Origin of the sequence: Thermosynechococcus sp. Uc, from assembly GCF_029335995.1 — a bacterium.
GTDB lineage: Bacteria > Cyanobacteriota > Cyanobacteriia > Thermosynechococcales > Thermosynechococcaceae > Thermosynechococcus.
The window spans coordinates 1-26,010 of sequence record NZ_JARJMS020000080.1 but is presented as its reverse complement, the minus strand read 5'-3'; the positions used below and the strand labels follow the sequence as shown (position 1 = coordinate 26,010).

The following is a 26,010-nucleotide window of genomic DNA, read 5'->3' as shown; positions in this document are numbered from 1 at the left end:
AGCCCACCCTTTGGCAAAAACTTTTCCCCCTCCTATTGCGCGAAGCGATCGCCACCCTTGAGGGGATGAGTCACCTGTTCAAAAAGGCCGCGGAACACCTGAAGGGAGTGGCTACGCAACGGGCGATCGCCCCAGAGGAATTAAATCCCGAACAGTCATGGATGAGTCGAGGGGCACTTCTATGGTGGCAGGGCATGGGCTGGGTGCAGCGACGGCTGCCGAACCATTTACAGGCGCGTTACAATCGCGCGACATTGACTGGGATCGCCATCACTCTATTCCTCATTCTACTTTGGCTCAAGCCCCTGAGTTGGTTTCAAGCTCCCACCCGGCCAACGGTAAACGAGATGAAGCGTCCTCAACCCAGTGTCCTTGTACAACCCCGCCTGACTCCCACACCGATGGCGGCAACCACTCCACCCCCTGCCAATCCCATACCCACCCCTGCCACGGTGGCGATCGCCAATTCTTCCCCCGTCATGGGTGACACCCTGACCGTTCGACAGCAATTGCTCGCCATTTGCGATCGCTACAGCAATGCCCTTGATCCCACCCTGACTCTTACCCCCAGCGAACAGCGCTTAGAATTGATGCTGGCCAATGGTTGGTATGATTTAAGTCCCCAAAAACAGGATCAACTGGCGCAGAACCTTTGGCAAACTGCCCATGACTTGGGCTATCAGACCGTAATTGTTGTGGATACCGAAGGTCGTTTACTTGTTCGCGATCCTGTGGTAGGGAACAATGCTATTGTTGTGCGCCGCAAGCTGGTCTGACCTGCCATGTCAGGTCAGTCATCAATTTCACAATCCGCTAATCTAGAAAAGTGCCAACTTGTTCAGCTGCCTATGAGCGACACCACCCTTTCCCCTGAGAAGCGCAAAGCCCTTGAGCTTGCCGTTTCCCAAATTGAGCGCACTTTTGGTAAGGGCAGCATCATGCGTCTCGGGGATGCCACCCGGATGAAGGTGGAAACCATTTCTAGCGGGGCACTGACTCTTGACCTTGCTCTAGGCGGTGGCCTGCCAAAGGGACGAATCATTGAAATTTATGGCCCTGAAAGCTCGGGGAAAACCACCTTGGCGCTCCATGCGGCAGCCGAAGTCCAGAAAGCGGGTGGGGTGGCAGCCTTTGTGGATGCCGAACATGCACTTGATCCCACCTACGCTGCTGCCCTCGGCGTAGACATTGAAAATCTGTTGGTTGCCCAGCCAGATACTGGGGAAGCAGCCTTAGAAATTGTGGATCAACTGGTGCGCTCCACAGCAGTGGATATTGTAGTGGTGGACTCCGTTGCGGCTCTGGTACCCCGTGCGGAAATTGAGGGGGACATGGGAGACAGCCATGTGGGTCTGCAGGCTCGCCTGATGAGCCAAGCCCTGCGCAAAATTACTGGCAATATCGGTAAAACAGGCTCTACCGTGATTTTTCTAAACCAATTACGGCAAAAAATTGGCATCACCTACGGCAACCCGGAAACAACGACGGGGGGAACGGCGCTTAAGTTCTATGCCTCGGTGCGGCTGGATATTCGGCGTGTGCAAACTCTCAAAAGAGGAACCGAAGAATTCGGTATTCGAGTCAAAGTCAAGGTGGCGAAAAATAAGGTGGCGCCTCCCTTCCGTATTGCCGAGTTTGACATCATTTTTGGTAAGGGTATTTCTAATCTCGGCTGCATTCTCGATATGGCCGAGGAAACCGGTGTCATTACCCGTAAAGGGGCTTGGTATTCCTACAACGGTGAAAATCTTGCCCAAGGGCGCGACAACACCATTAAGTACATGGAGGAGAATCCTGCCTTTGCTCAGGAGGTGGAGCAGCAGGTGCGGCAAAAGCTAGACCAAGGGGCAGTTGTTTCCGCCAATACGGTGACTTATACCCACGATGAAATTGCCGAAGGGGAATAGGAGCGATCGCCCACAAGGGACTTGCCTAGGAGTAATTTGCGCTCTCCCCAAAACGTGAAGCTTTCCTCGACCATTACAAAGCCACAGCGGGCATATAACTGTTGTGCTGCTTGATTTTGGGCAAGGACGTGAAGATAAAGCCGAGAGTAAGTGGGGCAAAGGCTGACTTCAACAGTGTGTAAGAGCTGCCGGCCAATCCCGCGCCGCCGGTAGTGTGGATGCACAGCTAAATTGGAAAGATAGGGGTGTGGCTGACCCTGAATCTCACGGAGCTGCACTTCAACACTGCCCACACAGAAAAAAGAGGCTTCCTTGGGCATGACAGCTAACCAGCAATGGTAGTGGGGACGCTCTTTATGCCAGCGATCGCGTAAGTCCTGTTCAATTCCCCACCGGACAAAACTCCGCCAAAGGGCTTGCCAACCGCCGCCGGGGTGAAAACTCAGCGCCACCAGTTGAGCGACACTGGGAAGATCGGTGATCTTTGCCGCACGAATCTCAATCATCCTAGGGTTGAGGGAGAACAGATTGATCCCGTTGGAGCTGAGTCAGCAGTGCCCGCAAGGGGGGCTTGGCCAATAGGCTTTGCGTATCTGCCACGAGGCGATCGCCCCAAAGGTTTTCCCGCTGAAACTCCACCGTGCCATAGCGGCTATCGAGGCGCAGGGCTTCCTCTGCCAGTTGCAGGGCTTTCACTTCATTCCCCAATTTCAGGAGGGCTGTTGCAAGGGCGAGTTTGGGTTCACTGGCCTTAGGATCAATGTCTGCCGCCTGCTCCCAGTTTTTCGCCGCTTGGCGGATATTCCCCTGTTCATAGAGCACAAGGCCAATGTTGGTATAGGCTGGCCAAAACTGTCGATCCAAGCGCAGGGAGCGGCGATATTGCTCGATCGCCCGATCCTTTTGTCCCAGTTTGAGATAGGCATTGCCAAGGTTAAACCATTCCTCTTTAGCTTCGGGTTTAAGCGCCAATCCCTGTTCAATTGCCCGCACCGATGCGCCATACTGTCCTAGGCGAAAATGGGCAGACCCTAAATTGAAGTAAGCACCGGGATTTTGGTCATTGAGTTTCAAAGACTGCTCTAGAGCTGGCACCGCCTCCTGTGGTTGATTGACAGCAAGGTAAAGCCCCCCCAGTAATGCCCAAATTTCGTGGGCCTGAGGAGCTAACTGCACTGCCAGTTTTGCCCGCGCTAGAGCCTCTTGAAATTGCTGAAACTGTGCCAATTGCAGGGCTTCTTGGGCTACGATAAAGCCATTTTGCTCCATCTCCTTGGCATTGAGTTCAAGGGTGCGCGGTAACACCACTTGTGCCGCTGCCAAACTGCCACTTAGGAGGACAAGACCCAGACTCAGGGTTAAGCGGGCAAGCGTTTTAGGCACGATGCAGTTTCCAAGTTGCAAGCTAAGGGAATTCTTCTTTAGTTTGCCATACGCCACCGGTATTTGAGGCCCCTGAGGGGGGCTAGCCAGAGTAGAAAAGCCGAAAGTAAAGCAATTTCCCGAGATGGGGGGTTAGGTACTTTAACTGCCGATGTTATTTTGCCAATGCTGGTAGTAAGCGCTCGTAGTGGTGGGGCGATCGCCAGCGCAACAAATGACTCACGGGCTGTCCGATGAACTCCGTTGTCAAACCAATGGCACGGCGGGGGTGCAGCGTCGCCAAGGCAAGCGCCGCTTCAAAGTCGCACACCCCCCAATCCACGAGGCGTCCTACCATGGCCAAAAGAGGCACCGTTGTGCCACAGAGGGTACCATCCTCAAGACGAGCAGTGCCATTTTTTACTTCAATGTGTCGCTGATCCCACGGGTAGGTGCCATCCCCTAAGCCTAGGGGCGCCAAGGCATCACTGACCAAAAACAGGCGATCGCCTGCGCACTGCCAGAGTACCTTCAGCATTTGGGGATGGACATGAACGCCATCGCCAATGACGCCGCACCAAACCCGCCGATCTGTCAAGGCCGCCGCCAACAACCCCGGCTCGCGGTGATGCAGGGGAGGCATGGCATTAAAGGCATGGGTAATCATGGTTGCACCGGCAGCAAACGCCGCTTGGGCTTCCGCCAGCGTGGCTAGGGAGTGACCTAAACTGACGGTAATTCCCAACTGCCTCACGTAGGGCAACACTTCACCCCTGGCATCCAATTCAGGGGCAAGCGTCAGGATTTTCACGGCAGTGGTAAACGCCCCTAAGACAGCCTGTACCCTTTCTAGGGTCAAGGGCTGGAGATGGGCTTGGGGATGGGCGCCCCGTTTCTGGGGATTGAGAAAAGGCCCCTCCAAATGCACCCCCACAATCTCAGCCTCAGGGTGCTGGGAATTTGGCTGGTACTGGTGAATGACGGCCAAAGCAGCTTGAATTTCCTGCAGGGGAGCTGTAACAATTGTCGGTGCGTAGGCATCAATCCCCGCCTGCCAAAGATAGCGGCCAATTTTTTGCAGCGGCTCTGCGGTTGTTAACCTAGGAAAGGGAATGCCCAAGGCACCGTTGATTTGCAGATCTACGCCTCCAAGGGAGAGATAGTCGCCGTTAAAGTCCAGTACGTCAAGACACTCGCGGGGAATTAGGTTAGTGCCGATCGCCGTCACTGTGCCATTTGTGAGTTGTACCTGTTGCCAGCGATCGCGCCCCGCCAGTTGCACGCGATCCAGCCATTGCACCGCCATCATGCCGGTGTTGCTTGCAAATCGGGTCGTTCTTCAGGGACAATTGCCCCCTCCACGGGACACACCTGCAGGCAAATGCCGCAGTCAATACAAGTGGCAAAATCAATCCAGTACCAATCGGTGCCCTTGGTATTTTTGCCCGGCCCTGGATGAATGCAGGCCACTGGACAGGCTTCAACACAATCGGCAACCCCTTCACAAATGTTCGTGACAATGGTGTGAGCCACAGTGTTCTCCTCAATGAGAGTGGATTTAGATCTCAATTCTAAAGCCCAAGGCTAGATCCCTAAATCTGACTTGGCTGCTTGAGCGGCCTCCAGTAACATTGGGGTGGGTAATGCCTCCCAATCGCGATCGCCAATCTCGGCATAAAAGGTTTCGTCATAGCTGCGGGTTTGGATGACCACTGGCATTGGCACGGCATGACCCAGCACCAGCGCTTGTTGTTTAGAATCGAGCTTGGCCAAAACCGAGCGCAACTGCTGTGCACCTGCAACTCCAGTAAAGATTGCCTCAATGTCCTTTTCATCGTTGAGCAGAGCAGTGATGCGGGTGCCAATTTGCGACATGATCTCGCTGTCAATGCCCGAAGGTCGCTGATCCACAACAAGGAGGGTAACAAAATACTTGCGCATTTCGCGGGCAATCGTGCCAAAAATTGTCTGCTTAACTGTGGCGGGATCCAAAAAGCGGTGAGCCTCTTCAATGGTAATGACCAGTTGCCGCGGGCGATCGCTGGGATTTTTGGTTTGTAAAAACACCTCCGACTGCTGCACATAGGCTTGGTGAATACGGCGGGCAATAATATTTGTAGCCAGCATATAGGAGAGCAGATTGGCTTGGGAGCCAAACTCAATCACCACGTGTTGACCGGCCGCAAGGGTCTCCAAAATCTGGCCAATGTAGTTCTTGGTACAGGTGTTGCGCAGGTACTTGAGCTGTTCCAGCCGCGTCAGTTTCCGTTGCAGGGCCATGATTGAGGCCTTGCTGCCCATCTTGGTTTCGCAAAATTCTTGAATTTCCTGATTGGTCATCACCAGCAGACGACTAATCCAGCTTTTGCCAAACTCATTGCGCAAAATGATGGCATTTTCAAGGCTGGCCTCCGAGAGGTTCAGCTCCGATTGCACCAGCGCCAAGTCTTCTACCTCAATTTGATCAAAGCCAATGTAGAGTTCTTGAGCATCCCGCACCCCTCGCCGTTGTGTAGATTCCGGGTCAAGGGTATAGATCTTGACCTGCTGCGGAAACAGTTGCCGCAATCCTTTAACGGTGCTGAGGTGCTTACTTTCGCGGGTTGCCTCCCAGCCATACTCCGAGTGCATGTCAAAAATCAAGTTCACCGCCGCCTGTTTGCGGATAATCCCCGACAGCAACAGCCGCGTCAAAAAGGATTTTCCTGTACCCGACTTGCCAAATACGCCATTACTGCGCTCCACAAAGCGATCCAAATCTAAGCAAATGGGTACCTGCATATCCAAGGGGGTGCCAATGGCAAAATTGCGCCGCTGCGGATCGTCTTCCCAGCCAAAGACGGCGCGAAAGTCTCGCTCACTGGCTTCATAGACGGGACTGAAATGGGCAGGGATGGTTTTTACAGGCAGTAAGTCCTGTCCATCGTTGAGGATCATCAACATGGGAGCCACACTCAGCGTGGCAAACGTGCCCGTACCCGCTAGTACCTCCTGCAAAAACGTATCCTCAAGGGCAGGAGGATTCAAGAGAATACGGGGATTAGCACTGCCAAGCACAACATCCGTCAGCAGGCAAAAGAAGCGCGATCGCTGACCCTGAATTACCAAAAATTGGCCCACCCGCAGTTCCTCGACGGAAACATTGCCGCTAAGGCGCACTTCCAAGCCCTGAGTGAGAGAGCCTTGAACAACAATTCCTATCTGTTTAGCATTCATTGCCTATTCAGCCGCCAGAACTTTGATGCGCTGTGGTTCCCCTAAGCGGGATGCAGTTGCTGTGCTTTGGAATTCAGCACCCGGTTGTGGACTGGGCTGAAGGGTCTGACTCAGGTGTTGCACATAGCGATCCTGCTGCCGCCGAAACCCCTCTAGGTTATCTCCGCGATTGAGGAGAGCAAAACAGACGGTGCCGTGTTTAGCTGTAGGCAAGACTCCCACGAGGGCGCTTACATTCCAAAGAGAGCCGGTTTTCACTAGGGTCGCTACGGGCAGTTGACGATTCGCTAACGTCCCGCGATCGCGCCCAGCCATGGGTAAGACATCTGCTAGGCTATGGTTTTTCTGGGCGAGCATCTCCTGAAGAGCCAAAAGCATTCCGCAGGCGGCACGGGGAGAAATTCGATTCTCTTCCCCTAGACCTGAGCCGTTGATGAGTTGAATCTCACTGGGAGGCACATTGGCTTTGCGGGCAGCCACTTGAGCTACCCTGGCAGCTCCCCCGGCCATTGCCGCTAGGGTTTCTGCGATTTCATTGTTGCTGTAGATATTCATTTGCCGCACAATTTCCCCCAAAGGCAAAGAGCGATGCTCGAGGCGAATCCTCACATTGGCCGGGAGCGTCCCTTGGAAGCGTGTTGCCCCTGCAATACTTACTTGTGGGCGTGGCTGTCCCTGGAGGTGCTGCGCATAAGCGGCTTGAATTTCCGGTGTCCAGCGGCGCCAATCCAAAGCCAATTTGAAGAGTTCTGCTACAGTCTGTGGTTCAGGGTAAAAATTCATCTGCAAGGGAGGGACGATCACTAAGTCCCCTTGCACTTGACGAATCCCAAGGCGATTGAGGGCATTGCCGATGGCGATCGCCTCTTCCCAGACAAAGAGGGGATCATTGCCCCCAATTAAGACCAAATCTCCCTTGAGAACCCCCTTTTGTATTGAGCCAGTGGTGCCAATGCGGGTGAGGAACCGATAGTCAAAGGGATATTTGTCGAGAACGGCAAGGCTGGTGGCAATTTTAGTGACCGAGGCAGCAGAAAGGGGGCGATCGCCTTGGTGGTTCACGAGGAGTTGTTGGGTACTTTGAACCCAAATGCCCTGTTGATGGGGGGAAAAGCCTGCTTGAGCTAGGGCTTCTAGGTAGCGATCGCGGTACTGATGTAATGCCACTTGCGGAGGAAAAAGCAGTAACTGGAGTGTCTCTAGGGGCGGTTGCCCCCAGTACCATACCAGCATTGCCAAAAGCTCTAACATCTCCGTTCTAATTTGCCGCCAATTGCCACCACCCCAGACTTGGGCCAATAAAGCGAACCGTAAGCCAAATAACCACCAGCAGGCCAATCCCCACCCAGGTGCCGCGGGTCACCCACTTTTGAATCAGCAGCAGTTGCTCCTTCTTGAGCCAGCTCCCCTTCTTTTGACCATAGGTATCCCCCAAGGTCTGCTGACGCCGCTTTGCCTCACCCATAACTTACTGCTCCCAACAGCCGATGCTCCCAATTCTAGATGCTGCTGTACAATTGGGTATGCCTTTATCCTCTCAAAATTCCCCAAACCTTAGCAAGAGGGCAGAGGGGTTGTTGGTAATTTTGCCAGTAATTTTAGTTAAAATCGTTCACGCCTCCAGAACAAAGTTAATGAGCTTACTGGGCACGTAGATGACCCTCTTGATTTGCTTGCCTGCCAGATAGCGTTGACCTAGCTCGGAGGCCTGAACTACCTGTTCTACCTCTTGTTGGCTAGCCGTAGCGGGCACTTGGATCGCGCCGCGAGTTTTGCCCATCACTTGAATGACCACCGTGATCTCCTCGGCCACCAGTGCCGCCGGATCTGCTTTTGGCCAAGGTTGGCGGTGGATGGAGTCGCTGCCCCCCAATTGTTGCCAGAGTTCTTCGCTGATGTGGGGGGCAAAAGGGGCTAGGAGGGTGAGCAAGGTTTGGATGCCTTCGCTATAAACCCCGGAGGTGTAGCAGTCGGCACTACTGAGGGCATTGCTGAGTTTCATCAGTTCAGCAACGGCGGTGTTGAGTTGATAGTCACCTTCAAGGTCGTCGCTGATTTCTTTAATGGCAGTGTGAATGGCACGGCGCAGGTCTTTCTCAGCTTTGCTGAGGGTGGTGGGCAAGGGCTGGTGAAGCTGACCGCCGTTGGCTTTGAAGGTTTGCACCAGGCGCCAGACGCGGTTGAGAAAGCGAAACTGCCCCTCCACGTCGGCATCGTCCCACTCTAGATCTTTTTCCGGTGGCGCTTTGAAAAGGATAAACATTCGGGCGGTGTCGGCACCGTACTGCTGGATGACATCGCCGGGGGCAACGCCGTTGTACTTGGATTTCGACATTTTTTCATAGACAACCTCCAACGGTTCACCCGTTTCTGGATCTGTTGGAGAGTTGAGGTCAGCAATTTGGCTGGGAATCACGTATTTGCCAGTGCGGGGGTTTTTGTAGGTGCGTCCCTGTACCATGCCTTGGGTCAGCAGCCGTTGAAAAGGTTCACTCACATGGACTAGCTGGCGATCGCGCAGCACTTTGGTGAAAAAGCGGGAGTAGAGCAAGTGAAGAATGGCGTGTTCAATCCCCCCCACATACTGATCCACCGGTAGCCAGTCTTGAATGGCTGCTGGGTCAAAGGGGGCTTCACTATTGCGAGCATCGGCATAGCGGAAGTAGTACCACGAGGAATCAATAAAGGTATCCATGGTATCGGTTTCCCGCTGGGCAGGGGCACCACACTTCGGGCAGGGGACATCCCGCCATGCAGCCAGTTTCGCTAAGGGAGAAGGCCCACGGCCGCTAAACTCGACCTCTTCCGGCAGCAGGACGGGTAGTTCGGAGCGCGGCACAGGCACCGCCCCACAGTGCGGACAGTGAATGATGGGAATGGGGACACCCCAATAGCGCTGACGAGAAATGAGCCAATCCCGCAGCCGATACTGCACTTGCTCACGTCCCCAACCTTGGCTGGTTGCATATTCGGTAATAGCTACTTTAGCTGTGGCGGAGTCCATGCCGTCAAATTGGCCGCTGTTGATTAGTTTCCCCGGCTCCGTATAGGCAGCCTTGAGGCGGACACTGGCTTTGCCATCGGGGGGAATAATGACTTGGCGCACAGGAAGCCGATGGGCTTTGGCAAACTGGAAATCGCGCTCATCGTGAGCCGGAACGCCCATGACGGCACCGGTGCCATACTCGTAAAGCACATAGTCGGCAATCCAGATGGGAATTTCTTCACCGGTAAAAGGATTCAGGGCTTTGCCGCCGGTGGCCACACCGCGTTTGGGGCGATCGCCCGCTGTGCGTTCGAGTTCACTTTCCTGCTGCACACTGGCAATAAAAGCCTCCACCACTTTGCGGCGGCGACTTGTGGTCACTTTCAGGGTGAGGGGATGTTCTGGTGCCAGTACCACGTAGGTGACCCCATAGACGGTATCGGGACGGGTGGTAAAGACAGGAATTTTCTCCCCACTGCCGACAACGGGAAACTCCAGATAGGCACCGGTGGACTTGCCAATCCAGTTGGCCTGCATTAATTTCACCCGCTCTGGCCAGCCCGTCAACTGTTCTAAATCGTTCAACAGTTCCTCAGCGTAGGCGGTAATTTTGAGGAACCACTGCTTGAGAAGGCGCCGTTCCACTAAGGCACCCGATCGCCAAGACCGCCCTTCGCTATCTACCTGTTCGTTGGCCAAAACGGTTTGATCAACCGGATCCCAATTTACGGCCGCTTCCTTCTGGTAGGCCAACCCCGCCTCAAAGAATTCTAAAAATAGCCATTGGGTCCAGCGGTAATAGTCGGGAGAGCAAGTGGTGACCTCCCGCTCCCAGTCGTAGGAGAGACCAAGACGTTGCAATTCTTGGCGCATCTGGCCAATGTTTTGCTGTGTCCAGACGCGGGGATGAATCCCCCGTTCAATGGCGGCATTTTCTGCCGGCAGGCCAAAGGCATCCCAGCCCATGGGGTGGAGGACACGATAGCCTTGCATTCGCCGACAGCGGGCAATGACATCGGTAATTGTGTAGTTGCGAACGTGCCCCATGTGCAGGTTTCCAGAGGGATAGGGAAACATCGAGAGGGCATAAAATTTGGGCTTTTTCGGATCGGTGTCGGTGCGATCAATCCGGCGTGCAGCCCATTCCTGTTGCCACTTGGCCTCAATCACTTGGGGGTCGTAGCGATCGTCCACAACAGTCTTCCCGAAAAAACAGTTTATCTATTGTATCTGGAGCCTAGCCATCCAAGAGGCGGCAGCAGTATCCTTAGCGTTCAAGTGGAGCAACTGGTCGTAGCCGATACCCTTGACCATAGACCGTTTGAATCAGGGAGGGTTCATCCGTATGCTCAATTTTGCGGCGCAGAAGTCGAATTTGTGCTGCCAGTAGATTGCGATTCACACAGGGTTGATTGGGCCACAGTTGGCTGGCAATCAACTCATGGCTGAGGAGTTCTGTTGGGTGCTTGAGGAACAGTGCCAAAAGTGCTGTTTCTTTTTCTGAGAGGCAGATGCACTGTTGTCCGCGGTAGAGCAGGCGACTTTCAACATCTAGGCGCAAATCCTGCCAGCAGAGAATGGCTACTGTACATCCTGTTGTCTGCCGCCGCCGCAGCAGTGCCCGTACCCGTGCCAGCAATTCCCGCAGTTCAAAAGGCTTGACCAAGTAATCATCGGCACCGGCATCTAAACCGCACACCCGATCGTCTACCGTATCCCGAGCAGTGAGAAAGAGAACGGGGGTCTCATCACCCGCTTGGCGCAATTGTTGACAGAGTTCTAGTCCCGTGGGCGACGGCACCATCCAATCCAAAATCAACAGGTGGTAGGGGCGCTGCATTTGCCAGTAGGTTTGAGCCGTTTCACCATCATAGGCAATATCAACGTGATACCCCTCTTGGCGCAGGATACGACCCAAGGGATCAGCTAGTTCTGTTTCATCTTCTAGCAGGAGAATGTGCTCCACGCCCTAATTGATGGTCAATGGACACCAAAATTTTAGCGAAGTTCTCCGTCAACTAATTAGTCGCATGTTTTGCTGTTCCTCGTTGAGGTAGCGATCGCCAGCAGTCAGTTGTTCGTTGTAGAACAGCTCTACCCAAAGGGTACGCAGCTAAGGGTTGGTAGGACGGGTAATTAACCAATAGTTACGCACAAGGGCACGATCAACTGCTTTGCGCCTCTGAGGGTAAACCCCAGGGTTATATTTGAGATAAATTTGCAATAATAAGGAGGAGGGGGTATATTCTGTTCCTCTCCCTCCAGTGCCTGCCGATTGCCCCAGAACATCCTAGGAGAATGCCATAAACAACAGTTAAGAGGGCGTTATCAATGGCAACAATTGGTTTATTTTACGGCACTCAAACAGGGAATACCAAAATAATTGCAGAGAAAATTCAAGTGGCTTTTGCGGGTACAGCCGTTGTTCAACTTCACGACATTGCAGCAGCAGACCCCACTGACTTCGAGGCCTACGATAACTTGATAATTGGCTGCCCCACGTGGAATCTAGGGGAACTCCAAGCTGATTGGGATGGTTTTTACGATGAGCTAGACAACATTGATTTTAGGGGTAAAAAGGTGGCCTACTTTGGTGCAGGGGATCAGGTGGGCTATGCCGATAACTTTGGCGATGCCATTGGTATTCTGGAAGCCAAAATCAGTGAACGCGGCGGAGTAACCGTAGGCTACTGGCCAACTACAAACTATGAGTTTAGGGAATCCCAAGCGCTGCGGGGAGAGCAGTTTGTAGGACTACTCATTGACGAGGAGAACCAGTCCGATTTGACAGATCAGCGAATTCAGCAGTGGGTAACACAGCTTAAAAAGGAATTCGGTCTTTAGGTTTCTCAACTCCTTTGGGGCAACTCAGTGAATTGGTAATTACGAGTTGCCTCTCCCTTTGATAAAAATAATCATTCTTTTTCTAGCATTGGAAACATGTCAGTTCTTCTCCCTGCAGCCGTTGATCCCTACACCCCTAGGAATAAGGGTGACCAAGTTTCTGAACTCTCGGCTAAAGCCTCACTTCTTCTCCACGAACGTATTTGGTTCATTCAAACTGGAATCCTTGAGATAAATCTTGTGGACGGCGACGGTAATCTTTGTTTTGTTGGTCTTGGGACTGCGGGAATGGCCATTTGTGGCTCCACTGATTTTTGCTATGAAATGCAAGCCCTCAGTCCAAGTTGTCTCCTTTCGTTTACAGGCGCTGAGGTACGCGAGTCCTCCCATTTACAGGAACTCGTTTACCAAGGGCTACAGTATCGTCAGCATTACAGTGATCTCTTTTTGAAGGCAGCTCATTATCCCAGCGCCTTGGAGCGGTTGTATGAACTTTTGGTCATACTGGCTCAAATGATTGGTGTCAAAATACCCAATGGTGTCCGCTTGTCTGTGCGGCTCACCCATGCTCAACTTTCCCACTACACTGGTATAACTCGCGTCACGGTAACGCGCTTGCTACATCAACTGGTGCAGCAGCAGCGCCTCTACTGGGGGCACGATCGCCACCTGGTTCTCCCCAAGCAAGACTCACCCAGCAATAGAGTAAAGCAGGTTTTAATGTAGTTTAGCCAAGAGCGCTTCTTCAATTTCCTGCCGTAGGGGGTCTGGCTCAATATCGGCTAGTTGCTCAAGGGCAAAGGCCTTCACCAGTAGATCCCGAGCTTGGTGCTCATCAAGGCCGCGACTGCGCAGATAGAAGATATCCTCGGCGGCCAGCTGGCTAACGGTAGCACCGTGGGAGCATTTGACGTTGTCGGCAACAATTTCTAGTTGGGGTTTGGTATCCACACGGGCTTTGTCAGAAAGCAGCAGCGTGCGATTGAGTTGCTTGGCATCTGTTAGTTGCGCCACTTGAGGCACAACTACGCGGCCATTAAAGATGCCGTGGGCGCGATCGCCAAGAATGCACTTGTGAATCTGTTCGCTGCCGCTATGGGGCGCATGGAAGAAGACAGCCGTGTGGGTATCCATTATCTGTTCACCCATAGCGATCGCCAGTCCCTTCAGGATTGTCTGGCTACCACTGCCGTAGATCTGCACCTGCCAATTGTGGCGGCTCAAGCATCCCCCCAAATCAATGGCGTGTCCTTCGTAGCAACTGTCTGGGGCTTGGCAAACTACTGTACAGCCAATGTGAATTGCTGTTGGTGATTGGTGTTGCATCCGTACATGGCGCAGATGGGCACTGGCACCCAGGGAAAGTTCCGTGACGCTATTGGTAAACTGTCGATCGCCCGTCAAAGACAAAAAGCGCTCAATCAGGGTCGTTTGACCGTAGGCTGCCACTTCAATGGAAAGGCGGGGTGAAACAACACTCTGCTGCTGCCGACTACTAACAAAAAATACTTCTACAGGTTCAGCCAAGGATCCCGTTAGGCGTAGGCAAACCCGATCAACAAGCATTGCTGTATTGAGATCACTGAAGACCTCTGGGGGGGCGATCGCTGGCATTGAGGGGGGCAATAACTCAACCCCAGTGGCATTCACACGGGAGAGTTCCCCACAGAAATAGCCGTCAATTAGGACAATTTGGGCAACAGTGGGAAAACTGCGCTCACACAGCAGATGCCGTACTTCAGCAACAATTTCTGGATGGAGAGGGGCAATAGGGGCTTGGAACGATCGCGTGCGCAAAGCCGATAAATCTGTAAAGCGCCAGTCCTCATCGCGGGGGGTAGGTAACGTTTGCTCATGGAGGCGATCGCGGGCGACTTGGCGTAAAGGTTCTAGTTCAGCGTGACGCGGAGGCGGTGCCAAGGTCAACAAATCATTGAGTTCATTGGCACGACTAGCTTTGGGCAGATCCGCTTGATCGGAATTGACGTTGACTGTAATTGTCATGATGTAGCAACCTCCTCTTCGCGAACCCAGTCATAGCCCCGCGCTTCCAGTTCCAACGCCAGTTCCTTCGTCCCGGTGAGGATAATCCGTCCCCCCTCCATAACGTGAACATAGTCGGGCACGATGTAGTCCAGCAGCCGCTGATAGTGGGTAATCAGGAGAATACAGTTATCGGGGCGGCTCAATTGATTAACGCCATTGGCCACAATCCGCAGCGCATCAATATCCAAACCAGAGTCCGTTTCATCGAGGATGGCAAGGGTTGGCTCTAAGAGTGCCATTTGCAGAATTTCGTTACGCTTTTTCTCACCGCCGGAAAAGCCCTCATTTACGCCGCGATTGAGGAAGCCCTCATCTAATTTCACCAGTTCAATTTTCTGCCGCACCAGATCATCAAAGTCAAAGGCATCCAGTTCATCGCGGCCTTGGTGCTTCCGCTTGGCATTGTAGGCCACCCGCAAAAAGTCGAGATTGCTCACCCCTGGGATTTCAAGGGGGTATTGAAACGCCAAAAAGACGCCTTCGCGGGCACGCTCTTCAGGGGGCAGTTCCAACAGGTTTTTGCCTTTGTAAAGCACTGTGCCACCCGTTACTGTGTAGTCGGGATGGCCCGCGAGAATTTTGGAGAAAGTGCTTTTGCCGGAGCCATTAGGCCCCATGAGGGCATGGATTTCTCCCGCGCGAATGGTCAAGTTCAGGCCTTTGAGAATGGGGGTATTCTCCACACTGGCCGTCAGTTCTCGGACTTCTAAAATGACTTCGCTGTCGGGACGAATCACGCCTTACCTCCCTTGCATCGTTCATAATTTTTTAATGTAGCGCAGCGGGCTGGCGATCGCGATTGAGTTTCTTGGCAGAGGAGTATTGAGAACAACAGCACGCCCCGAACCGGCACCGCTGTCAAACAGTGCTTACAGGAGCCAAGCAACCAACTGCTATGACACTTTCAACAGCGACGATTCCTGAGCTTGAACGCCTCCATCAGCAGGCCAGCCATTGGCAGAATCTCTCTCCGCGGCAACGGATTCCCTACCTCCAACCCATCAAAGCCCTTGCCCGTCGCCACGCCACAGAATGGGTGAACTTAGCCTGTCAAATCAAAGGCATTGATCCCCAAGGGGTCTGGGCAGGGGAAGAGTGGACAACAGGCCCTCTGGGACTCATTCTCAAGCTGGATCACTATCTCCATGCCCTGCGTCACGGGGCAGCCCCCCCAGTGCCCCGCTGGCGAACCACCCCCAGTGGTCAGGCGATCGCCGAGATTCTGCCGCGCAATTGGCAAGAGCGCCTACTCTGGTTTGGGGTGAAAGCCGAAGTTTACATCCAACCTAATCAATCCACCAGCCAAGGGAATGCCTACCGTAACCCACCGCCACCGGGAGTTGCCGTGGTGTTGGGGGCTGGCAATATCACATCGTTGTGCTTGGCGGATGCCCTCTATCAACTGGTGGCGGCCAATCGCGTGGCACTGCTGAAGATGAATCCCCTCTTGGCTCCTTTGACGGAGTGTTTTCGCAGGATCTGTGCCCCCCTCATTGAAGCGGGTTTCCTTGAGATTGTTGAAGGAGATGCCGCGATGGGGGAAGCCCTCTGCCATCATCCGTTGACGCAGCACATTCACATTACCGGCTCCCACCATACCTACAATCGCCTTGTTTGGGGAGAAACAGCGGCGGAGCAGGCCATTCGCAAAGCCCGCCAACAACGCAAGCTGACCAAACCCGTCACAGCGGAACTGGGCAATGTCACTCCCCTGTTGATGGTTCCTGGGGAATGGACAGCAGCAGAACTCCTGTACCAAGCCCGCCAAGTGGCCAGTGCCTTGGTTCATAACGCCAGCTTCAACTGCATTGGGGCGCAAATCCTTGTCACGGCTGCAGGATGGCCGCAGCGGGAGGCATTCCTGAATGCCCTCAAGGCACAACTGCGAGAGATGCCGCCCCGCCCTGCTTACTATCCGGGGGCGATCGCCCGTTACCGGTCTTTTGTGGCCGACTATCCCCAAGCCACGGCGCTCAGTCCCGCAGTGGAAGGCACAATTCCCTGGACCTTGATTGAAGGCCTCACTCCTGCCGCTAACCCTCGTATTTTTCAAGAGGAGGTCTTTTGTGGTCTGTTAGCAGAGGTGCAATTGCCCGTCAACGATGCCGCCGCCTTTCTTGCCGCTGCCGTGCCCTTCGTCAATGAGCGGCTCTGGGGCACACTTGGCTGTAGTGTGATGATTGATCCGCGGACTGAGGCCAGCCATACAGAGGTGCTGGAGCAGGCGATCGCCCAACTGCGCTACGGCTCTATTGCCATTAATGCTTGGGTTTCCTTGGCCTATGGGTTAGGCTGTACCCCTTGGGGCGCATTCCCCGGCCATACACCAGCGGCCATTGGCTCTGGGGTGGGAGTAGTGCACAACAGTTTCCTTTTTGACTATCCGGAAAAGGCTGTGATTCGCGTTCCCTTCCGGTTACCGGTGACCCCCCCTTGGTTCTACGGCCATCGCACGCTGACTCGGCTAGCTCAGGCAGTGATGGCGATCTACGCTGGCGGCAATCCCTTGGCGTGGCTCTCTCTCTTGACAGCAGCAATGCAAGGCTAGGCTCACAGCCGCACAGTTACAGTTGTCCCCCCTTGGGGCAATTCCAACTCCTGGGTGTGGGTTTGGCCTTTCGCTTTAACTGTCAAGCGATAGCGACCGAGATAACCGCGTCCTTGCCATTGGCCCTGGGCATTCGTTTGGCCATTTGCCTTTGTCCACCACTCCTCAAAGAGGAGTTTGCGGTAGGCGATCGCTGCCGGCTTAGCGGAAAAGTCTTGGCGATAGAGTCCGGCTTGGGGGCGCCAGTGGTTGCCAGCCCAGAAGCCCCAGAGCAAAATTCCCTTCACTGCCGGATGGGCAAAACCAATGCGGTAAATCTGGCGCAGGGTCTGTGCCTGCTGCTGCTCATCGGCCAAACTCACGCTCACTTCGGTAATTTTCAAGGGCAGATTGAACTGGGCAAGGGTATCGAGGGCACGCTGCATCTTGGCCTCGTCCAAGGGATATTCCAGATGGGCTTGGATGCCAATACCGCCAAGGGGAACCCCTTGAGCCAAGAGGCTGCGAATCTGCTCCACATAGTCATTCAGGCGATCCCCCTCAATGATGCCGTAGTCGTTGACATAGAGAATCGCGTCAGGATTCCCCTCACGGCACCATGCAAACATCTCTTTGACAATGCCCTCGCCAAGGCGACTGCGGAAAAAGTTGCCATGGAGCATTTCATTATTGACATCAAATTCATTGATGCGACCGCGGTAGTGACGACAGACGCTAATGGCATGGTTTTTGACCGCTGCGCGCAATTGCTCTGGCGGCAGGGTCTTGAGCCAAGGCCGGTTAAACTGCTCCACTTCCCAAAAGAGGGTATGTCCGCGCATTGGCCAGCCCTGTGCTTGCGCCCAACTATAGATGGTGTCAGCCATGGTAAAGTCCAGCTTGCCGGCCTCTGGTTCCAACTCGTACCACTTGAGCGCATTCTCGTGTACAGCAGCGTTAAAGTTTTCCCGCGCCGTCTGCTTGTACCAGTTGGCTGCCGGCGGCGGTGAAGGTCGAAACATCTCCGTATCGAGGGCAACGCCAAAGGGAAAGGCATGGCGCTGTTGCACCAGTTCGATGCGGGCATTGGGAATCGGACGGCCTTGGGTATTCTCAACAATTACCGTGAGGGGCGCCTGCCGTAATTGCTCAATTTTCTGGCTAAGGGCATCGGTGGCTACCGAAAAGGAAGGGGTTCCACAGGCAACCCCTAAAAGAGCCACCAAGCAACTCCCCCAGAGAAAACGGCGCCAGTTCAGCATAATCAATCCTCAAATAGAGCGTCAGACGGATGGGAGCTGTCCCCAGCTTCCTAATGGGTGACTTGAATCCCCTGTTGGCGCAGTTGTTCCACAAAAAACTCTTCTAGGGTGGGGCGAGCAAGGCGCAGTTGTAGGATTTTGCCCCCCATTTCTTCAACCAAGGCGAGAAAACGTGGCAGGGGAATTTTGATGGTTCCTTGCCAGCGATCGCCCTGAATTTCTAAGGAATAGAGCCATTCCTGAAGGCCATCCACATGACCCCCTGTGCCCACCACATGGTAAGCTTCGCTACTGCCGAGAAGCTCATCCACGCTGCCAGCACAAATTAATTGCCCTTGGGCCAAAATGCCAACGCGATCACAAATGGCCTCCACGTCCGCTAGGACATGACTATTGAAGAAGATGGTCTTGCCCTGCTGTTTTAGGGAAAGAATAATCTCACGAATTTGGTAGCGGCCAAGGGGATCGAGACCCGACATGGGTTCGTCCAAAAACACCACTTCAGGATCGTTAATCAGGGCTTGCGCCAAGCCGACCCGCTGCACCATCCCCTTAGAATAGCGGCGCATTTGCTTTTTGCGGGCGTCCTTGAGGTTGAGGCCAACCATCTCCAAAAGGAGGGGAATGCGTTCTTTGCGGGTAGCGGTACTGAGGCCAAAGAGTCCCGCGGTAAACTCTAGGAACTCCCAAGCTGTCAGATAGTCGTAGAAGTAGGGGTTTTCCGGCAGGTAGCCAATCCGCTGCCGCACGGCGCGATCGCCCAAGGGATGCCCCAGCAGCGTGCCCTGACCGCCACTGGGCTTCACGAGTCCCAAGAGAATCTTGAGGAATGTTGTCTTGCCGGCACCATTGGGACCTAGCAGACCAAAAGTTTCCCCCTGGCGCACCTCTAGGGACACTGACTGGAGGGGGGTGAGCACGGTGCGCAGCCAGAAGCCGCTGCGATAGGACTTTTGTAAATTCTCGACCGCCACCACGAGGGGGCGATCGCCCGCAGCCTCAGTCGCCATAGCAGAGATTGACCTCAGGAAGAACGAGAGCGATGGAAGTGCAAGCCCACCAACGCATCGTAGAGAAAGGGTAGGAAATTCCCTGGTTCAAATATACCAAGGGTCTGCTTACAGCCGTGGGCATCCAAGAGGGGTTTGACAGCATAGTAGGCAGGCTGAACTTTGTACCAGGGAATATTGGGCCAGAGATGATGGATCAGGTGATAGTTTTGGCCAAAAATCAAGATGTTCAGAAGGCAACTGGGATAGACCCGGGCATTGTGCCAGCGATCGCGCTCTGTGTGGGGGCGATGGGGAAAATAGTCAAAAAATAGACCCAGCATCAGACCCACGACCCCCGCTGGTAAGAACCAGTAGTTGAGCACATAATCTAAATAGCCATTCAGCGCCGCAAAGGTGACAATGCCCAGCACCGTCAGACGACTGAGAAGCCACTCTAGAAGTTCGTATTTTCGCCAAAGTCGCCGCTTGAAGAAGAAAACCTCATGGTAAAAGAAGCGGGGCGCAATGAGCCACAATGGTCCCCCTTTGGAAACGTAATAGTCAGGATCGTTTTCGGGATCATTGACATGGGCGTGGTGCTGTATGTGGACGCGGGTAAAGACAGGGAAGACAAACCCTAACATCAAAGCGCTGCCATGACCCATGATTGCATTCATGATGCGGTTACTGTGGGCAACATTGTGGGAGGCATCATGAATCACTGTGCCCATCAGGTGCAAGGCCAACATATTAGCCACAAAGGAAATCCAGCCCGGCCAATGCACTTGAAAGTAGCCCCAAGTGGAGAGAAGGGCGATCGCAAATGCAGCAAAAAACATCACCAGTGTGGGATTAAAGCCCACCGGGGGACCTAAAAATTCCTTGGGAACCGTGGCCGGGATGGCTACCTCCGTGATCATCGGCGCGGTTGCTCCTCACATTGTTGCAAAATGTTACCTTCTACTATGTAGGCTAATCAGCGGTACAAAATCAAGTCACACGATCCCAAAAGTGGGTCGCAGCTTTTTCCTAAGGATTGCCCTAGAATCGTTGCTCTAGTGGAGCCACAATGCTACAAACGCTGCGGATTGAGAATTTTGCCCTCATTGCAGAGCTGGAGGTGACCTTTCGGCGGGGCTTGAATGTCCTCACAGGGGAAACAGGGACAGGAAAGTCTATTCTCCTTGATGCAATTGATGCTCTTTTGGGGGGCAAGCTCTCGGCACGGCAGTTGCGTTCGGGGACAGAGCAGGGCTGTATTGAAGCGATTTTCACCATCACACCCCCCGTCAGAGAGTGGCTGGCCCTCCTAGAAATTGATGCTGAAGGGGATGAACTAATCTGTACCCGTGAGTTTGGTCTCAAGGGGGATACGTTTCGCAGTCGCAGTCGAGTCAACGGTGTGCTAGTGAATCGCCAACAACTTCAGGAACTGCGGCAACACCTTGTGCGCCTTACTGCCCAAGGACAGGCGGTGCAACTGGCCAGTGCTGCCCAGCAGCGGGATTGGCTTGATCGCTATGGCGGCGAGGCCTTAATAGCCCAGCGGCAGCAGGTGACAGCAGCCTATCGTGCCTGGCAGGCGCGGCAGCGAGAATGGCAAGACTTTGCTGCTCAAGAACAGCAGCGCCGCCAACGCCTGGACTTACTTCGCTTTCAACTCCAGGAACTGCTGCCTGCTGCTTTAGAAGATCCTGAAGAACTGACCCAGTTGCAACAGGACTATCAACGCCTCAGCCATGTGCAGGAACTACAAGCTCAAAGTCGGCAAGCCTATCACCTTCTCTACGAAGGAGAACCCAGCGTGGTGACCCTGCTGGCGCAAGCCCAAGGGGCATTGCAAGCAATTGCCGCCTGGGATCCGGAGCTGCAGCCCATTGGCGAATTGTTGGAGGGGGCGATCGCCCACACGATGGAAGCCGCCCGCCAACTGCGCAGCTATGCCGATCGCCTTGAGGCGGATCCGGCCACGCTGGATGCCCTAGGTCAGCGGATGCACCAACTGCAACGGTTGTGCCGCAAGTACGGCCCCGATTTGGCCAGTGTCATTGCCTATCGAGATCGCAGCCAAGCAGAATTGGCAGCCCTGAGTCAAGAATCCACAAGCCAAGAGTCTTTAGAAGCAGAAGTTAGCCGACTGCGACAAGCCCTCGAAGCAGCCAGCGCCCAACTCCACCAGCTGCGGCAAAGGGCAGCCGAACGCTTACAGCACGACTTACTGGTACACCTCAAACCCCTCGGTCTTCCCCAAGCCCAGTTTGCGGTTCAGCTCACGCCCACGGAGGTGACCAGCGCCGGTGCTGAGGAGATTACCTTTCTCTGGAGTGCCAACCCCGGCCAGCCCCTGCAACCCCTTGGGGAGATTGCCTCCGGCGGTGAAATGAGTCGCTTTTTACTGGCGCTGGAGACCTGCCTGACGACCCAACAAACACCAAAGACATTGATTTTTGATGAAATTGATGCGGGCGTCTCTGGACGAGTGGCGGCGGCAATTGCCGAGAGCTTAAGTCGCTTGGGTCAAACCCATCAAGTGTTGTGCGTTACCCATCAATCCCTAATTGCAGCAGCAGCGGATCACCACTATTTGGTGCACAAGGAGATTGATTCAACCAATTCAACAACAACAATTTGTGTACAATACTTAACCGATGAGGCACGTGTCCAAGCTCTTGCGGATTTAGCGGGGGGCGATCGCTCGACTGTGGCCCTCTCTTTTGCCAGTGGTTTGTTGGCGCAGCAACAGCGCCCCTCTCCCGCCGACCTAGACTCAGAAGAAGTGACAATGAAAACTTAACAGATTAATTTCCGTGTTATTTAGAGTAAATTTGATAGCCGCATTACCGTTTGGTCATTCTCAATGCAGTATCCTGCCTATTCGGGGGAGGGGGATGAATTAATGACCATTGATCAAGTACAACAGATTCTCCGCCGCTCCCGTGCCTCCATCTACCGGTATGTCAATACTAGTAAAGACACCATCAATCCCCCCTTTGATCCCCAACGCCTCAACCCAGAGCATCGCAAAACTCGCCGCGAACCACTGCTGTTTCACCCCAACGAAGTGGCGCGCTTTGCCCGCGATGTCATGGGTATTACCACGCTCCATGTAGAATTGAAAACCATTCCCCCTAATCCCACCCCTGACCTCCTGAGGGAGATCTTAGGGGAGTTAAGGCAGATGCGCGAGATTCTGGAGCGAGTGGAGAAGTTACTAGGGAGCTAGGCAGTTATAATACGTCTGTTTCATTTGCTCACAACTGCCCCATGGGTTTGCAAGCACCCCGAGGAACGCGCGACATTTTGCCCGCTGAGCGGGTCTATTGGCAGTACTTGGAAACCACTGCCCGCCAGATTTTGGATCGCGCCGCCTACCACGAAATTTGCACCCCTATTTTTGAATACACCCCTCTTTTTGAGCGGGGGATTGGAGAAGCTACCGATATTGTCAGTAAGGAAATGTACACCTTTAACGATCGCGCTCAGCGGTCGCTAACCCTGCGCCCCGAAGGCACAGCAGGGGTAGTGCGCGCCTATATCGAGCATGGCCTCCACAGCCAGGGGGGGGTGCAACGCCTGTGGTACCTAGGCCCGATGTTTCGCTATGAGCGCCCCCAAGCCGGCCGCTATCGCCAGTTTCACCAGTTAGGGGTAGAAGTGTTAGGGAGTGCCGATCCTAGGGCCGATGCGGAGGTAATTGCCGTGGCTTTGGATATCTTGCAGGCTTTGGGACTAAAAGAGTTAACCCTCATGCTCAACTCTGTGGGCGATCGCGAAGATCGCAGTGCATACCGTCAAGCCCTACTGGATTACCTCACGCCCTACAAAGCCGACCTAGACCCCGATTCCCAAGAACGTCTGGACCGCAACCCGCTGCGCATTCTCGATAGCAAAGACCCCCGAACCCAAGCCATTGTCAAGGAAGCCCCTCGGCTGCTGGACTATCTCAGTCCGCGATCGCGCAACCATTTTGAGCAGGTGCAATCCCTCTTGCAGGATCTCGGCATCAACTACCAGATTCATCCTGCCCTTGTGCGGGGCCTTGATTACTACACCCACACGGCCTTTGAATTTCAGGACTTAAGCTTAGGCAATGAGGGAACGGTCTGTGGGGGAGGGCGCTACGACCATCTTGTCGAAGAATTAGGAGGACCTGCCACACCCGCCATTGGCTGGGCCATGGGTCTGGAACGGTTGATTTTACTCCTGCGGGAGCGCCCCTTACCGCCACGGACGGCACCCTACCTCTATATGGTGACCCGTGGCGAAGCTGCCGAACGCCAAGGGCTGATCTTGGCGCAGCAATTACGACATCAAGGCTATACCGTAGAAGTGGATCTTAGCGGCAGCGCCTTTGGTAAGCAGGTGAAACGCGCCGATCGCGTCGGTGCCACGGTGTGTCTGGTGATTGGGGAAAGTGAAGCTACGGATCACACCGTACAGGTGAAGTGGTTAACCTCTGGCGAGCAGGTCTTGGTATCGCAACGGGAACTCTTGAGCGAGAACTGGCGATCGCGCTTCTTTGCTTCGGCATGAGGGCCTACTTTCTCATTAGCCACGGCAGTCCTGCCCCTGAACCACAGCAGGGAATGACATTAGTTTGCCAACAATTGGCCAGTTTGGGCAACGTCAGTTGGGGAACGCTTGAAGGGGCACCACTACCTGAGCAGATTCGCCAGTTTAGTCAGCGGGCACAGGCTCAAGGGGCGGAGCGGATGGTGATCTTGCCCCTTTTTTTGTTGCCGGGCAATCATGTGGTGGTGGATCTACCGCTAGCGATCGCGGCAGCCAACTCTGTGCTTCCTATCGAATTGCTTCCTTTTTTAGGGGAACAACCGCTCTTTCGGGCGTGGTTACAATTGGCGATCGCCCATGAATCCGCCCACATTCTCCTTAGCCACGGTAGTCGTCGCCCTGAAGTCCTCCCTTGGTTTGAGGAGCTGTGTCAGACCTGTGGTGTGCGTCCAGCACTGCTGACACACGTGGGAAGTTTAGATCATGCGATTGAGGCGCGGATGGCTCAAGGCTATACCAGTAGCAAAGTTTATGGCTACTTTCTCTTTGGTGGTAAAACCGTCGATCAGGTGCACCACCAATTAGCAACACTGCAAGTTAGGTATCCCCACCACTCCGTTTCTCTGGTGCCAGCCATTCAACCCCTCCCCTCCTTGATCAACGTTCTTCGACAGATTCTTCAGGCAGTGCCGCTGGTGGAGACTGTTGTATGAGTCAAGTCTTTGTCTGTGGCTACTACGGCTATGGCAATGCTGGGGATGAAGCCCTCCTAGCGACGCTCCTTGAACAGTTGCCCCCCCACCTTTCACCAGTTGTCCTCAGTGGTCATCCTGCGGCCACAGCAGCCCGCTATGGCGTTGCCACCTGCGATCGCCGACAGTGGCAAAAGGTACTGCGCACCCTACAACAGAGCCAAGCTTTTATTTGGGGCGGCGGGAGCCTGATTCAAGATGTGACGAGTTGGCGCAGCCCCCTCTATTACCTTGGCTTGATGACCCTTGCGCAGCGGTTTGGCTGTCGTACGATTGCCTGGGCGCAGGGGATTGGACCGGTGCGATCTCCCCTGTATCGGTGGTGGACTCGAGTCCTTCTGCGTCGCTGTCTTGCAGTTACGGTGCGGGATTCCGGATCAGCTGCCCTCCTGCGGCAGTGGGGGATTCCCCATCAACAGGGCGCCGATCCTGTGTGGCTGATGTCGGCGCGTCCGCTCTTGCCCCCTAAGGAAAGGGCGCCCATAGCTGTGTGCTTGCGTCCCCATCGGCACCTGACGGGCGATCGCTGGCAGTTGCTGAAAATGGCCCTGCGGCAGTGGCAGCAAGAAACAGGTGTGTCACTTTTGCTGTTGCCCTTTCAACCTCAACAGGATTTGCCCTTGGCTGAGGATCTCTATGGGGCATTGATACCTGAGCAGACGCAATTAGTGTCCTGTGAAGATCCTCGCGAGATGAAGGGACTTTTGGCAACAACGGCAGGAGCGATCGCCATGCGCCTCCATGCCCTGATTATGGCGGCCAGTGTTGGCTGTCGCTGTTTTGCCCTTAGCTACGATCCCAAGGTGAGTTACTTAATGGCCGATACGGGTATGGCCGGGGTTGAAGTAGAAGCATTACCCACTGACCCCACTGCCTTGATTCAGCAATGGCAGCAGACATTTTCAGCCCCCCTGCCCGACTATCAACCCTACCGGCGGTCGGCTGCGGTTCACAAGGCAGTACTGAATCTGCTCTAGGCCAGCCCCCCAACAAGGATAGGATAAGATTAACTCGATGCGTCGTTTTGTTGCGGCACCCCATGAACGAATTCCATCGCCGCTATCCCACCGGCAGCATTGTTAGTGATTTACTGCAAATTCACGACGGTCTCTTTATTGTCAAAACTACTCTCCTAGTGGGGGATACCATTTTAGCTACGGGGATGGCTGCTGCCCCAACTCTAGAACAGGCGGAAGATAGTGCCCGCCAGCGTGCCCTGCAACTTCTTGGTATTCACCTGCCTGTGCAAACGGAAGCGGAATTGATTCCCCACCCCCCTGCAGCCCTTGCGGCGGCTCCTTTGTCAGAGGCCGGCAGTACCGATCTGCTCCTAGAACCCACGCCCCCTCCCAATCCCCATCGCAGTAAGCCAGCGGCCAAACCTGCTAGCGAGAAGCTCCCCCCCAAGCGCGAACCTGTGGATCTGTCGGATGAAATTGCCCAAACCACATTGGAAATGAAACGCTTGGGATGGACAGAAGCCCAAGGCCGTGCCTGTTTACTCGAACGCTATGGCAAGCGATCGCGCCAGCAACTGACCGATGAAGAACTCTTGGATTTTCTCCACTTTTTGCAGCGCCAACCCAGTGGCGGTGAGCCGTCGT

The 26,010-nt window shown here is 54.3% G+C and carries 25 protein-coding genes; 11 read left to right on the top strand and 14 right to left on the bottom strand.

Annotation, left to right across the window (positions count from 1 at the left end):
* Nucleotides 1–776: hypothetical protein (locus tag P3X23_RS08955; protein WP_300875650.1), on the top strand; the 776-nt coding region annotated here is incomplete at its 5' end.
* A gap of 72 nt (nt 777–848) precedes the next feature.
* The gene (recA, locus tag P3X23_RS08950) at nt 849–1,907 is read left to right on the top strand and encodes a recombinase RecA (protein WP_300875648.1); all 1,059 of its coding nucleotides are present in this window, start codon (nt 849–851) and stop codon (nt 1,905–1,907) included.
* On the opposite strand, the gene P3X23_RS08945 is transcribed toward recA, so the two are convergent.
* From P3X23_RS08945 to P3X23_RS08905, 9 genes are all read right to left on the bottom strand, one after another.
* Entirely contained in the window at nt 1,874–2,413 is a 540-nt protein-coding gene (locus P3X23_RS08945; RefSeq protein WP_300875646.1) for an N-acetyltransferase, read from the bottom strand. The two genes, recA and P3X23_RS08945, sit on opposite strands and share 34 nt — an antisense overlap.
* 1 nt (nt 2,414) lies before the next feature.
* Complete coding sequence (locus P3X23_RS08940) at nt 2,415–3,290, bottom strand: tetratricopeptide repeat protein (RefSeq protein ID WP_300875644.1); 876 nt, start codon at nt 3,288–3,290, stop codon at nt 2,415–2,417.
* A gap of 154 nt (nt 3,291–3,444) precedes the next feature.
* Nucleotides 3,445–4,578 carry an N-acetylglucosamine-6-phosphate deacetylase gene (gene nagA, locus P3X23_RS08935; protein ID WP_300875643.1) on the bottom strand — a complete coding sequence of 378 codons (1,134 nt, stop codon included), beginning with the start codon at nt 4,576–4,578 and terminating at the stop codon, nt 3,445–3,447.
* Nucleotides 4,575–4,802: a ferredoxin family protein gene (locus P3X23_RS08930; RefSeq protein ID WP_300875641.1), complete on the bottom strand. Its 228-nt coding sequence runs from the start codon at nt 4,800–4,802 to the stop codon at nt 4,575–4,577. Before P3X23_RS08930 ends, nagA begins: the two co-directional genes overlap by 4 nt.
* A 51-nt stretch (nt 4,803–4,853) precedes the next feature.
* Nucleotides 4,854–6,485, bottom strand: a complete 1,632-nt coding sequence (locus P3X23_RS08925) for an ATP-binding protein (protein WP_300875639.1) — start codon at nt 6,483–6,485, stop codon at nt 4,854–4,856.
* A 3-nt stretch (nt 6,486–6,488) separates the two neighbouring features.
* Entirely contained in the window at nt 6,489–7,736 is a 1,248-nt protein-coding gene (locus P3X23_RS08920; RefSeq protein WP_300875637.1) for a D-alanyl-D-alanine carboxypeptidase, read from the bottom strand.
* 7 nt (nt 7,737–7,743) lie between these two features.
* Nucleotides 7,744–7,950, bottom strand: coding sequence for a DUF2839 domain-containing protein (locus tag P3X23_RS08915; protein WP_300875635.1), 207 nt, complete (start codon nt 7,948–7,950; stop codon nt 7,744–7,746).
* A gap of 147 nt (nt 7,951–8,097) precedes the next feature.
* Nucleotides 8,098–10,665, bottom strand: coding sequence for a leucine--tRNA ligase (leuS, locus tag P3X23_RS08910; RefSeq protein ID WP_300875632.1), 2,568 nt, complete (start codon nt 10,663–10,665; stop codon nt 8,098–8,100).
* A 73-nt stretch (nt 10,666–10,738) separates the two neighbouring features.
* Nucleotides 10,739–11,437 (bottom strand): response regulator transcription factor, encoded by a 699-nt coding sequence (locus P3X23_RS08905; RefSeq protein WP_300875630.1) that lies wholly within the window; start codon nt 11,435–11,437, stop codon nt 10,739–10,741.
* A gap of 365 nt (nt 11,438–11,802) precedes the next feature.
* Between P3X23_RS08905 and fldA the strand changes: the two genes are divergently transcribed.
* Nucleotides 11,803–12,315, top strand: a complete 513-nt coding sequence (fldA, locus tag P3X23_RS08900) for a flavodoxin FldA (protein WP_300875627.1) — start codon at nt 11,803–11,805, stop codon at nt 12,313–12,315.
* A gap of 96 nt (nt 12,316–12,411) precedes the next feature.
* Nucleotides 12,412–13,041, top strand: a complete 630-nt coding sequence (locus tag P3X23_RS08895) for a Crp/Fnr family transcriptional regulator (protein WP_300875624.1) — start codon at nt 12,412–12,414, stop codon at nt 13,039–13,041.
* Here the strand turns inward: P3X23_RS08895 and sufD are convergent.
* The gene (gene sufD / locus P3X23_RS08890; RefSeq protein ID WP_300875622.1) at nt 13,033–14,319 is read right to left on the bottom strand and encodes a Fe-S cluster assembly protein SufD; all 1,287 of its coding nucleotides are present in this window, start codon (nt 14,317–14,319) and stop codon (nt 13,033–13,035) included. The genes P3X23_RS08895 and sufD overlap by 9 nt on opposite strands.
* Complete coding sequence (gene sufC / locus P3X23_RS08885) at nt 14,316–15,098, bottom strand: Fe-S cluster assembly ATPase SufC (RefSeq protein ID WP_300875618.1); 783 nt, start codon at nt 15,096–15,098, stop codon at nt 14,316–14,318. Before sufC ends, sufD begins: the two co-directional genes overlap by 4 nt.
* A 158-nt stretch (nt 15,099–15,256) precedes the next feature.
* Here sufC and P3X23_RS08880 point away from each other — a divergent pair, with 158 nt between their 5' ends.
* Nucleotides 15,257–16,909 (top strand): aldehyde dehydrogenase family protein, encoded by a 1,653-nt coding sequence (locus P3X23_RS08880; RefSeq protein ID WP_300875615.1) that lies wholly within the window; start codon nt 15,257–15,259, stop codon nt 16,907–16,909.
* Nucleotides 16,910–16,911: 2 nt separating this feature from the next.
* Here the strand turns inward: P3X23_RS08880 and P3X23_RS08875 are convergent, their stop codons facing one another.
* The 3 genes from P3X23_RS08875 to crtR are packed head-to-tail and all read right to left on the bottom strand — an operon-like array spanning nt 16,912 to nt 20,062.
* Nucleotides 16,912–18,150 (bottom strand): endo-1,4-beta-xylanase, encoded by a 1,239-nt coding sequence (locus P3X23_RS08875; protein ID WP_300875613.1) that lies wholly within the window; start codon nt 18,148–18,150, stop codon nt 16,912–16,914.
* A 50-nt stretch (nt 18,151–18,200) separates the two neighbouring features.
* Entirely contained in the window at nt 18,201–19,160 is a 960-nt protein-coding gene (locus tag P3X23_RS08870) for an ABC transporter ATP-binding protein (RefSeq protein WP_300875611.1), read from the bottom strand.
* Between the two features lie 14 nt (nt 19,161–19,174).
* Complete coding sequence (gene crtR / locus P3X23_RS08865) at nt 19,175–20,062, bottom strand: beta-carotene hydroxylase (RefSeq protein WP_300875609.1); 888 nt, start codon at nt 20,060–20,062, stop codon at nt 19,175–19,177.
* 149 nt (nt 20,063–20,211) lie between these two features.
* On the opposite strand from crtR, the gene recN reads away from it, so the two are divergent.
* The 6 genes from recN to P3X23_RS08835 form a co-directional block, all read left to right on the top strand.
* Nucleotides 20,212–21,936, top strand: a complete 1,725-nt coding sequence (gene recN, locus P3X23_RS08860) for a DNA repair protein RecN (RefSeq protein ID WP_300875606.1) — start codon at nt 20,212–20,214, stop codon at nt 21,934–21,936.
* Nucleotides 21,937–22,038: 102 nt separating this feature from the next.
* Nucleotides 22,039–22,365 carry a resolvase gene (locus P3X23_RS08855; protein ID WP_300875600.1) on the top strand — a complete coding sequence of 109 codons (327 nt, stop codon included), beginning with the start codon at nt 22,039–22,041 and terminating at the stop codon, nt 22,363–22,365.
* A gap of 41 nt (nt 22,366–22,406) precedes the next feature.
* On the top strand, nt 22,407–23,675 hold the full coding sequence (gene hisS / locus P3X23_RS08850; RefSeq protein WP_300875597.1) for a histidine--tRNA ligase: 1,269 nt from the start codon (nt 22,407–22,409) through the stop codon (nt 23,673–23,675).
* Nucleotides 23,672–24,367 (top strand): sirohydrochlorin chelatase, encoded by a 696-nt coding sequence (locus P3X23_RS08845; protein ID WP_300875594.1) that lies wholly within the window; start codon nt 23,672–23,674, stop codon nt 24,365–24,367. Before hisS ends, P3X23_RS08845 begins: the two co-directional genes overlap by 4 nt.
* Nucleotides 24,364–25,383 (top strand): polysaccharide pyruvyl transferase CsaB, encoded by a 1,020-nt coding sequence (gene csaB, locus P3X23_RS08840; RefSeq protein ID WP_300875591.1) that lies wholly within the window; start codon nt 24,364–24,366, stop codon nt 25,381–25,383. The genes P3X23_RS08845 and csaB overlap by 4 nt, the downstream gene beginning before the upstream one ends.
* A 62-nt stretch (nt 25,384–25,445) precedes the next feature.
* Nucleotides 25,446–26,010, top strand: a 565-nt coding sequence (locus P3X23_RS08835; protein WP_300875588.1) for a hypothetical protein, incomplete at its 3' end; no start/stop codon positions are given.